This is a genomic window from Allocoleopsis sp. (assembly GCF_036703385.1).
In the GTDB taxonomy this organism is placed as follows: domain Bacteria; phylum Cyanobacteriota; class Cyanobacteriia; order Cyanobacteriales; family Coleofasciculaceae; genus Allocoleopsis.
The window spans coordinates 16,823-27,094 of the sequence record NZ_DATNPA010000013.1; the positions used below are offsets into that span (position 1 = coordinate 16,823).

Consider the following 10,272-nt stretch of genomic DNA (forward strand, 5'->3'; position numbering starts at 1 on the left):
AGGTTGAAGGTTGAAGGTTGAATCGGTTAACTTTCACTCCCGACCAACTTTCAACTCCTTTTCGGACTAATCACTAAAGACTGAGGACGAAGGATAAAGCAGATGGTAGACCAGAAAGAAGCGATTTTTTATAACCGGGTTGTTAGTAAAAGTGAACTGAAAAAGCTGATATCCTGGGCCTATACAAAACATGGCAGTGCTCGTAGCGCCCAGATGGCTGACCAGCTTAAAGACCTGGGCTTCCGCTATGCCACTCAGGCGGGTATCTCGATCAGTGTCGATGATTTGCAAGTACCGCCGATTAAGCGCCAAATGCTAGAAGAAGCCGAATCCCAAATTCGGGCGACAGAAGCTCGGTACACGCGGGGCGAAATTACGGAAGTCGAACGGTTTCAAAAAGTTATTGACACCTGGAATAACACCTCTGAAGCCTTAAGGGATGAAGTAGTCCGCAACTTCAAAACCACTGATCCCCTGAATTCGGTGTACATGATGTCTACCTCTGGGGCGCGGGGCAGTATGGCTCAGGTGCGTCAGTTAGTAGGGATGCGCGGTCTGATGGCCAACCCTCAAGGAGAGATTATTGACTTACCGATTAAGACAAACTTCCGGGAGGGCTTAACGGTTACCGAATACATTATCTCATCCTATGGCGCACGGAAAGGCTTGGTGGATACGGCGCTCAGAACCGCTGACTCTGGCTATCTCACCCGGCGTCTGGTGGACGTGGCCCAAGATGTGATCGTGCGAGAAGTGGACTGCGGGACGACGCGAGGCGTGACAGTCATACCGATGACCGATGGCGATCGCACTTTGATTCCTCTGGAAGACCGTCTGTTTGGTCGCGTCCTGGGAGAAGATGTGATTCACCCAACTACGGGCGAAGTAATTGCCGAACGCAACCAGGATATCTCAGATGAGTTGTCCAAAGAAATTGCCCGTTCCGGCGTTAAGGAAGTGTTCGTGCGATCGCCCCTAACTTGTGAAGCCTCGCGATCGGTCTGCCAGCATTGCTATGGTTGGAGTCTAGCCCACGGGCACATGGTCGATTTGGGAGAAGCTGTCGGCATTATTGCCGCCCAGTCGATCGGAGAACCGGGAACCCAGCTGACCATGCGGACATTCCACACGGGTGGTGTCTTCACGGGTGAAGCCGCACGACAGGTGCAGGCACCGTTTGACGGGGTGGTGCGCTTCTCGAAAAAACTACGAACCCGAGGCGTGCGGACTCGCCACGGGGAAGACCGCGAACAAGTTGAAGTGGCGGCTGACCTAATTTTGGAACCCGCTGATGGGACTCAAAAGCCCCAGACTTTCCCAGTAACCGTTGGTTCTTTGCTAATGGTGGGCAATGGGGAAAAAGTAACAACAAATCAACTCTTAGCAGAAGTCGCACTTGGGAAATCTCGCCTCTCCACAGAAAAAGCCGCTAAAGACGTGGCTAGCGACCTCGCCGGGGAAGTCTTGTTTGCTGACTTGATTCCAGAGGAAAAAACTGACCGTCAGGGTAATACCACCCGGATTGCTCAGCGGGGCGGTTTACTCTGGGTGTTATCGGGAGAAGTGTACAACCTACCCCCTGGTGCAGAACCTGTTGTTAAAAACGGTGATGCCGTCCACCAAGGCAGTGTACTCGCGGAAACCAAGTTAGTCACCGCCAATGGGGGTGTGGTTCGACTTACCGCCGGTAAGCGGGAAATTGACATCATCACCGCTTCAGTGCTGTTAGACCAAGCAACAGTACGGATAGAAAGTAGCGGAGGTCGCGATCAGTATGTGATTTACACCACCAATAATCAGCGTTTCTTACTTAAGGCAACGCCAGGGACAAAAGTACTCCACAATCAGGTGGTTGCGGAACTCATTGATGATCGGTATCGCACCCAGACCGGTGGCATCGTTAAATATGCTGGCGTCGAGGTTTCTAAACGCGGTAAGGCCAAGCAGGGTTATGAAGTCGTAAAAGGCGGTACCTTGCTCTGGATTCCCGAAGAATGTCACGAGGTCAACAAAGATATCTCGTTACTGTTGGTGGAAGACGGTCAATATGTAGAAGCCGGAACCGAGGTGGTGAAAGACATCTTCTGCCAATCCGGGGGTATTGTGGAGGTCGTTCAGAAGAACGACATCCTTCGCGAAATTGTGATTAAGCCAGGGGAATTGCATCTGGTTGATGAAATCCCAGAAGCTTTTATCACCGAGGGTCAGTTAGTGTATCCCGGCACGGAAGCCATACCGGGGCTTGTCACCGAAGAGCTGCGTTATGGCGAAGCTGTGGAAACTCCAGAAGGTGCAGCACTGCTGTTGCGACCAGTGATCGAGTTTCCAGTGCCGGATGAGCCTCCGGTGCCATCTCAGGCTTCGATTAACAGGAAAGATAATACCGCAGCGGCAGGCGATAGCATCCAGGCAGGAAAAGTTCGTGGAGCAACCAAGATTGAACTGCGGGCGGTACAGCGGCTGCCTTATAAAGATGGAGAGCGGGTGAAGTCCGTAGAAGGGCTGGAGTTGCTACGCACTCAGTTGGTGTTAGAAATGCTCCAAGAGTCTGCGGATGAACATGCGGGTGCCGCCCAGCTCAGTGCTGACATTGAGTTGGTCAATACGGATGACGCGGCTAACGACGAGGATAGCGATACTACGTCATCGGCTGCGACGGATATGCGACTACAGCTGGTGATTCTTGAATCCCTGGTGATTCGCCGTGACACCGCCGCCGATCCCTTGGGTGGAAGCACAAGTACACGGCTTCTAGTTTCCGACGGAGACGAAATTGCTGCTGGAGCCGTAGTCGCTCGCACCGAAATTCAGTGTAAGGAAGCGGGTGAAGTTCGAGGGATTCGAGAGGGTGCTGAAGCAATTCGTCGGGTGCTGATAGTACGCAATGCTGATCGGATTACAGTTCCGATCAGTGGAACACCCAAGGTTAAGGCCGGACATTTGGTCGTTTCCACAGATTTCCTATCCAGCGAGACACCCACTCCAGAATCCGGTCAGGTGGTTAAAGTCAGCAGTGACTCGGTGACTCTGCGAATTGCTCGTCCCTACCGTGTTTCGGCGGGTGCGGTGTTGCAGATTGACAATGGCGACTTGGTGCAACGGGGTGACAACCTGGTGTTACTCGTGTTTGAACGAGCGAAGACGGGTGACATCATCCAGGGTTTGCCTCGTATTGAGGAGTTGTTGGAGGCTCGCAAACCCAAGGAAGCTTGCGTTTTAGCCCGACGCCCTGGTGAAGCTCAAGTCGTTTATGAGCAAGACGAAACCGTCGATATCAAGGTAATTGATTCAGACGGAACTGTTACTGATTACCCAGTGGGGCCTGGTCAGAATGCGCTGGTTACTGATAGTCAGCGAGTCATTGTGGCTCAAGCACTCACAGATGGACCGGCTAATCCCCATGAGATTCTAGAGATTTTCTTCAATTACATGCTGGAAGAAAAAGGAGTCTATGAAGCAGCACTAGTGGGACTCTCGGAGGCACAGCGGTTCTTGGTTAATGAGGTGCAGTCCGTGTATCAATCTCAAGGGATTGATATTTCTGACAAGCACATTGAGGTGATTGTTCGCCAAATGACATCCAAAGTTCGGGTGGATGATGGCGGCGATACCACGATGTTGCCTGGGGAACTCGTAGAGTTGCGGCAGATTGAGACGGTGAATGAAGCAATGGCTATCACCGGAGGCGCACCTGCACAATATACGCCCGTGCTTTTGGGGATTACCAAAGCCTCACTCAACACCGATAGCTTCATCTCAGCAGCAAGCTTCCAAGAAACTACCCGTGTCCTCACGGAAGCTGCCATTGAAGGCAAATCTGACTGGCTGCGGGGTCTGAAGGAGAACGTCATTATTGGACGCCTGATTCCGGCAGGAACTGGGTACAACGCTTATGAAGACCCAACACTCAGCTCTATTGAGCCTGATTACTCAGCGGGTGGAGCAGGAGTCTACGGCTATGGAGAACGCATCGATGCTGATTTAGATCAAGATGATCCTTTAGATGTGGTACTCGATGACCGGACAGCTCGCGCTTACAGTTTGGAGGAGCGGACGCCTGGTTTCGGGATGGGAGCAAACGGTTTCCCGTCAGTTATCAAGGATGATGATGACGAGGACGCCGATTTCGATGGTTACCTGGATGATGATGACGATGATGAGGACTAACCTAATCAAGGTTATTCTCTGAACTCATAGTTCCAGAAACATAAGTAAGGGCGACCTGCTGGGTCGCCCTTATTTATTGGTTGAATAGTGCTGTTCTCTATCTAGCTGCGGTTGGCAACTCTCCTGTACGAACAGCGATCGTGTCAGTTTGGTTACCTCGCCGTAGCTTCAGTTGTAGTGTCTGACCGACATTGCTATTCTCAACAATTCGCTGCAACTGATCGGCAGTGGTTACAGATTGTCCGTTGATGGCGGTTACGACATCTCCACGACGAAGTCCTCCAGAGGCGGCTGGTGTGTTGGGTAACACTTGTACTATCAAAACACCATTAACTTCCGGTATCGTGAAGGCGGAGTTGGGGTCACGATTGTTCTCTGCGGCTAACTCAGGTGTCAGCGTTGCCATGCGAATGCCGAGATAGGGATGCTGAATGCTTTGTCCCTGTGCCAGCTTGGCTGAAATCGCTTTGGCTGTGTTGACAGGAATCGCAAAACCAATTCCCATTGCATCCGGGCGAATGGCAGTATTGATGCCAATGACTTCTCCCTGTTCGTTCAACAGGGGGCCACCGGAGTTGCCGGGATTAATTGCTGCATCCGTTTGAATAAAGTCCAGTCGTTTGTCGGGAATACCGACTTGAGCGCTAGAGCGTTGGAGGGTGCTGACAATTCCCAGGGTGACGGTATTATCTAGCCCTAAAGGGTTACCGACTGCGATCGCCCAATCACCCACTTTAACTCCATCGGAATTTCCTAAGCTGGCAATGGGCAAGTCCCTACCTTCAATCTTGACGACAGCTAAGTCGGTGACTTCATCTGCACCTTGAACCTTTCCTTGAAAGGTGCGTCCGTCTTTGAGGATTACAGTCACCTTATCCGCGCGATCGACGACATGGGCATTGGTGAGAATGATGCCATTGGCGTCAATAATAAATCCTGAGCCTTGTCCCCGCAGACGCCGTTCCATCGGCATCTGAGGGAAGGCATCCTCGCCGAAAAAGCGCCGAAAAGCGGGGTCATCAAATAACGGATCGACGCGACGTGTGATGGTACGCTCGGTGTCAATACGCACTACGGCTGGGCCTACTCGATCAACTGCCGCTGTTACAAAGCTAGTATGGGTAGCAGCGGCGGGTATTGGTTGCCGTTGTGCGAGTAGTGTCGATGTGTCGCTTTGAGTAATCGTCGCTGGTTCTGCCTGCGAAGGCAATACCTGATAAAGACCAACCGTCAGAAGCGCTCCCACCACGATCGCGAGTAGATAAGTAGTAATTTTGCCTAATAGGAGAGAAAACTTGTTCGGTTGCATAGCATTTATTCTGGATGGGATAAATCTTCCATGAAAATCTTGGTAATGGTTTATTCGTTGCTATCAGCAGCTTTACAGATATTTTGACAGTTCTGGAATGTTGACTTGGATGGCAGGGGTGTAGAACTTGCACCTTGACAAATAAACGAAGTTGTGATTTTACTGCACGGTCTAGTGTCATTGCCTCGATTTTTTCTGGATTCACAGAAGGCGTTAGAGCGAAGTTGCTGCCACCAAGGACGGAAATCTCTCTTCCCCAGGTTGGGAGTTTATCTTTTCAGGGAAACAGGGTTACTCGGAATAGGCTCAAAAGAGGTATCCTAGATTCTCTGCTCTACACTAGGATCGGGATAATAAGAAACTCAAGAATGTTCCCATGCCATAATTTGGAGCTGAGCCATTGATTAACGAAACCTTTTCCGTGTCTGGGAAAGATGAAGCTTCCCTGAGTCAGGATGTGACTTACCCTCACACTGAGCATCATCATGGCGAGGGGCAATCGACACATCACCACGTTCACGATGAAGACTCTCTGCGGCGTATCGTCAATCGACTGTCTCGAATTGAGGGACACATCCGAGGGGTTAAGACGATGGTACAGGAAAGTCGTCCTTGCCCAGATGTGTTGGTGCAAATTGCAGCTGTGCGGGGAGCGCTAGATCGAGTGGCGCGGATTATTCTAGATGAGCATTTAACCGAGTGTATTGCTCGTGCGGCTGAAGAGGGCAATATTGAGGCGGAAATTGAGGAGTTGAAGGCGGCTTTAGATCGGTTTTTGCCTTAAACGGAAAAGGAAGGTGTAAGAGATGCGATCGCATTTTGTGTTGTGTGCGATCGCCTATGGTACCAGCAAAGCTGATCGCACTCACTTTAAAGCTTCACTCAAACAATGCAGTAGGGGAAATGTGGAAAAAAGCAGCCAGTTCTTTTAGTTGATTAGCTGTGAGTTCACGTTTTCTTTCCAGAATATCTAAAACGATAGATTCAGATTGGCAGATGGAGGCTAAATCTTTTGGCTGGAGATCGGATTCCTCTAGCAAGGCTGTGAGGAGTTCAACGCCTTTTAGAGTAGGCATGGGCTCGTTTTTGTCTTCATATAATCCTGGAAATACCAGGAATTCAATTTGACTAATGATGGAAATACCAATCCATTCGGCATCTTGCAGGAGTTCGATCAACTGCTGATTACCTTGGAGTAAAGCAATGATAGCGTTTGTATCCAGTAGGTAACGTTCACCACGCATCCCGCATCCTCGTGTGGATTTCTACGGGATCATCCTGCAAAGTGAGTTTGCCAGCTAAGTCGGAAAAATCGTATTTTTTGCGGTTTGGCTTTTCTTGGGGTGTGGGGTTAATCACTAGGACTAACTCTACAGTGCCAGCGGGTAGCTGAGTTGGTATATCCAGGTGCAAATGCCCATCGGTGTCGATTTTGCCAGTGAGTGTTAAAACTTGCATTTTAGGTATCTCGCTCACAGGGTGTACTCTGCTTTGAGTCTATCTGACGAGTGCTGATTGATGTGCGATCGCTCTATCAAATCTGCTCAAGTCTGATAGGATGCGATCGCTCTACTGTTCCTGACGAGGGTCTTCACTGGGAGGGTGCCAACCGACTTCTACCCAAGCCTTACGAGACCGTTGAATGAAACTTTCATATTTAAGTTCATCATTAAGGTCAAGTCGATAGCAAGTGGCTCGACCTGTAGGGGTAATACCTAAAATTTTCAGACCGTCCGCTGTCCATATAAAATGGTCAGCCCATTTTTGGTTTCTGGGATTAAATAAGGGGATTTCTTGCTGAGTTACTGGATCGATTCCGGTTGTGAAGTTGTAGCGACGTTGATTGCAGCGAGTACAAGCTAAGGCTAAGTTATCGGGTTCATCTGTCCCACCCAAGGACTGTGGCACTAAATGGTCAATTGTGAAGCGGTCTGAACTCACTTGTTCTGAGGAGTGGCAGTATTCACATAGGAATCTTGCTCGTCGTTGTACAAATCTTCGGGTTCGGTTGGAGACCATTTAGCTTGGGCGGCAAGTCGGGAGTTAATGAATGTAAAAATTTGAGATAAATCGGATATTCCAGCTAGTTCAGCCTCTTCATCTGGTGTTACTAATCCGGCTTTGTGTTTCTCCAAAAGTTCTTCTAGGCGTGACTGTAGTTCATCTGTAAACTTGAAGAAACTCAGGTTACTATCAACTTGCTCCATCCGAAGCCCAGAACCTATCAAGGATGAGGGGCGAACCATTAACTGAGGAGTCATATTACTCTTATCATGCTTTGGTTGTAATGGTATCTATTTTAGTTGCGATCGCTCCTAGAATCACCTTCTCAAGAAGCGATCGCATCTGGTTTGGTAAAGGTTAGCCTGTGATGCGATCGCCTTCTCGCCTAGGATGAATTAAGCCATTGTCGTTTTAAGCTACGGGAGTTTCCGTCGCCTTCGTGATGTAGCGGAGAATCAAATCAAAATCTTTGCGGATTTCTGCGAGTTGTTTCACCCAGGTGTTTGAAGCTGCAATCGCGCTTTCTTCTTGCTGACGAGCCTCGGCAATTTTCTTCTCAATCTCTCCGTAAACTTGCCTTTCAAATTCCCACAGTTGGATTTGAACCTGATTTTCTAGGTCTTTTGCTATTGCCTGAAACTGACTTGTAATCTCCTGGCGGATATTAGCCATTTGCTTTTCTCGCTGATGTTCCTGTAAGCTTGCATGGACATCGACTCCGACTGAAACAATCGCTAGAGCAGGGCCAAGGAATTTAGCAGCGTTGCCGATATTTTTAGCAATATTGATAGCCTGCCAAGGTTTAAACTTGAAACCTACAAATTTCCCGACTGCCACAACTCCCTGATGCATACCACTTCCTGCTACATCTAGAGAGCGAAGAAAGCCTTGCCCAGAAGCCGTTTTTACAACTCCCATGGTCGCTAACTTTGTCAAACTAACTCCTGCTGTATCACCGATACTTTTGAGCATATTGACTTGACCTTTAATACGCTCCTCATCCAGACCATAGTCTACATTCTGGGCAGATATATTTTGACTTCTATCTAAGCAAGCTACAAAAGTCTTAACTAGGTTGCTTTGAAGTACTCCTTCAACTTCTTGCTGTATGTATTCGACTGCTATATTAACGGCTTCTTGCAGTTTAGTTTCTGCTTTCTCGTAATGTTTCTGCACATTAACTTCAGCTTCTTTGTTCAATTTATCAAACTCTTCTTTACTCCCTACTCCTACTGGAGCAGCAAGGGCTATACCTTCCTGAGCAATTGCTGACGACATTTCTAGTACGATACCCTGAACTTTGGTTCGCAGCCGCTCACGTTCCTTACGCACGGTGCGAGATAAACGTGTAAGGACTTCAAGGAAAGCTGAGTCTTGCGTCGAATTGCGGGTAAAACTTAACTGAGCATCATCAACAGAAGTTAATGCGATTCGGACTGGTGTATCGAAGCGGGTAAGGGCAGCACGACGCTTTACAAAACTATTGAGTGCATCAATAAAAGTTTGAAAACGGCTGACTTCAAGCAGAAAGTCGTCTTCTTCGTCCACACCCTCACAATAATCTTTAGCATCAATAAAGCAGATAGGGAACTCATGGAGGCTATAAGGTTTAAGTGCCTCAGCAAGGCTTTTACGATAGTTGGCAATCTTTTGCTCCTCCTCTCCTGCTTCATCTGACATTTTGTTGACTAAAAGCATCATTTTCCATCGATAGCCCTTTTCATAAGCTAACTTCTTAAAATTCTCTGCTGTCACTGAATCGAATAGCATATAGGTGAGGCAGAAAACCAGCAAGTCCGCTTTAGCAATCGCTTCATAAGTAATGTCATCATGATCCTTTCTGTCTGTGAAAAGTCCTGGTGTATCTATAAGCTTGATACCGTTCCAGTCGTAACTAGAAGTTCTGTCGGTAGCAATATCGGCATCAATATGAATATCCCGTCGTCCTGTAAGAGCAGAGATGATAGTGGATTTACCCGCACTGTACTGCCCCACAAATGCAACGGAGAGAATACCTTGCTCCCGATACGTTTTCAATTCCTCCCGCAGTTTTTTCCGGATAGCTGTTAGCTCTTCATTGTTTGCCTCAGCTAGCAATTTGTCAAATTTTACTAGTGTATTCTTGAACTTAGAACCGACAGCAGCAGCATTAAATATTTTTGTACTCTGAGTCATGGTTGATTATCCTCTCAATAATTTGATTTTTGGCAATATTTCGCACAGTCAAACTAAAAAAATATCTGTCGTAAAGATGCGCTAATATTTGATGAATTGAATCGAAACATCCTCTTGAAGAACTCGTTTAATATCTTCCTGGGATTTTTTTAGCTTAAAATTAGATTTAGTTTGAATAGTTATGCCTTGTCCGAAATTCCGTTTTACTTTGGCAATGTTTCTGTTGATACTCTCGTCTGTTAAGGGTTCGTGTTGTTCCATAGACCAATCCAGAATTCGCTTCGCATAAGCACGATTAAGGTAGTTAGCTTTATCCGATAATTTACTTTTAGCTTCTTGTAGCTGTTTTGAAATTGATTCTAGTCCTGCAATCAATTCTTCAAAGTATATGTTGATGTTCATAGCCACCTCAGCAGCAGACTTTTTGAAGCTACTCTCAGCCTGCTGAAGGGTGGATTCTTTCTGCTTGTTTATCTGCTCTACCAATGAGCTTGAAATTTTTTGAACAGCCTCGCGCCGCTTCTCATCCTTAGATTTGAAAAGTCCCGTGATTAGGCTAACAACACCAGCAGCAATCCCAATAGCAATGCCAACAGGTGGAGCCAAAAAACCTACAA

At 47.9% G+C, this 10,272-nt stretch carries 8 protein-coding genes and 1 pseudogene; 2 read left to right on the forward strand and 7 right to left on the reverse strand.

Annotated features, from left to right (window positions below; all coding sequences use genetic code 11):
* The first annotated feature begins 102 nt into the window (after positions 1-102).
* Positions 103-4,167 (forward strand): DNA-directed RNA polymerase subunit beta', encoded by a 4,065-nt coding sequence (locus V6C93_RS00570; RefSeq protein WP_333474690.1) that lies wholly within the window; start codon positions 103-105, stop codon positions 4,165-4,167.
* A gap of 97 nt (positions 4,168-4,264) precedes the next feature.
* Here V6C93_RS00570 and V6C93_RS00575 read toward each other — a convergent pair whose 3' ends face one another.
* Positions 4,265-5,476, reverse strand: a complete 1,212-nt coding sequence (locus tag V6C93_RS00575; protein ID WP_333474691.1) for an HhoA/HhoB/HtrA family serine endopeptidase — start codon at positions 5,474-5,476, stop codon at positions 4,265-4,267.
* Between the two features lie 445 nt (positions 5,477-5,921).
* On the opposite strand from V6C93_RS00575, the gene V6C93_RS00580 reads away from it, so the two are divergent.
* Positions 5,922-6,260, forward strand: coding sequence for a metal-sensitive transcriptional regulator (locus V6C93_RS00580; RefSeq protein WP_349262579.1), 339 nt, complete (start codon positions 5,922-5,924; stop codon positions 6,258-6,260).
* 94 nt (positions 6,261-6,354) lie between these two features.
* On the opposite strand, the gene V6C93_RS00585 is transcribed toward V6C93_RS00580, so the two are convergent.
* The 6 genes and pseudogenes from V6C93_RS00585 to V6C93_RS00610 all read right to left on the reverse strand — a co-directional run.
* Positions 6,355-6,720 carry a hypothetical protein gene (locus V6C93_RS00585; protein ID WP_333474693.1) on the reverse strand — a complete coding sequence of 122 codons (366 nt, stop codon included), beginning with the start codon at positions 6,718-6,720 and terminating at the stop codon, positions 6,355-6,357.
* A complete protein-coding gene (locus tag V6C93_RS00590) occupies positions 6,710-6,934 on the reverse strand; it encodes a hypothetical protein (RefSeq protein WP_333474694.1) in 225 nt (74 codons plus the stop codon). The genes V6C93_RS00585 and V6C93_RS00590 overlap by 11 nt, the downstream gene beginning before the upstream one ends.
* A gap of 111 nt (positions 6,935-7,045) precedes the next feature.
* On the reverse strand, positions 7,046-7,495 hold the full coding sequence (locus tag V6C93_RS00595; protein ID WP_349262577.1) for an HNH endonuclease signature motif containing protein: 450 nt from the start codon (positions 7,493-7,495) through the stop codon (positions 7,046-7,048).
* Positions 7,414-7,737, reverse strand: a complete 324-nt coding sequence (locus V6C93_RS00600) for a hypothetical protein (protein ID WP_333474696.1) — start codon at positions 7,735-7,737, stop codon at positions 7,414-7,416. Before V6C93_RS00600 ends, V6C93_RS00595 begins: the two co-directional genes overlap by 82 nt.
* A 154-nt stretch (positions 7,738-7,891) precedes the next feature.
* A complete protein-coding gene (locus V6C93_RS00605; protein ID WP_333474697.1) occupies positions 7,892-9,517 on the reverse strand; it encodes a GTPase in 1,626 nt (541 codons plus the stop codon).
* Positions 9,518-9,736: 219 nt separating this feature from the next.
* A pseudogene (locus V6C93_RS00610) lies at positions 9,737-10,272 on the reverse strand (GTPase); the annotation flags it as partial.

What these genes read in the sequence shown, in the direction of transcription:
- V6C93_RS00575 (WP_333474691.1), bottom strand. Translation starts at nt 5,476, where the DNA reads ATGCAACCGAACAAGTTTTCTCTCCTATTAGGCAAAATTACTACTTAT.
- V6C93_RS00600 (WP_333474696.1), bottom strand. Translation starts at nt 7,737, where the DNA reads ATGACTCCTCAGTTAATGGTTCGCCCCTCATCCTTGATAGGTTCTGGG.
- V6C93_RS00585 (WP_333474693.1), bottom strand. Translation starts at nt 6,720, where the DNA reads ATGCGTGGTGAACGTTACCTACTGGATACAAACGCTATCATTGCTTTA.
- V6C93_RS00590 (WP_333474694.1), bottom strand. Translation starts at nt 6,934, where the DNA reads ATGCAAGTTTTAACACTCACTGGCAAAATCGACACCGATGGGCATTTG.
- V6C93_RS00570 (WP_333474690.1), top strand. Translation starts at nt 103, where the DNA reads ATGGTAGACCAGAAAGAAGCGATTTTTTATAACCGGGTTGTTAGTAAA.
- V6C93_RS00595 (WP_349262577.1), bottom strand. Translation starts at nt 7,495, where the DNA reads ATGGTCTCCAACCGAACCCGAAGATTTGTACAACGACGAGCAAGATTC.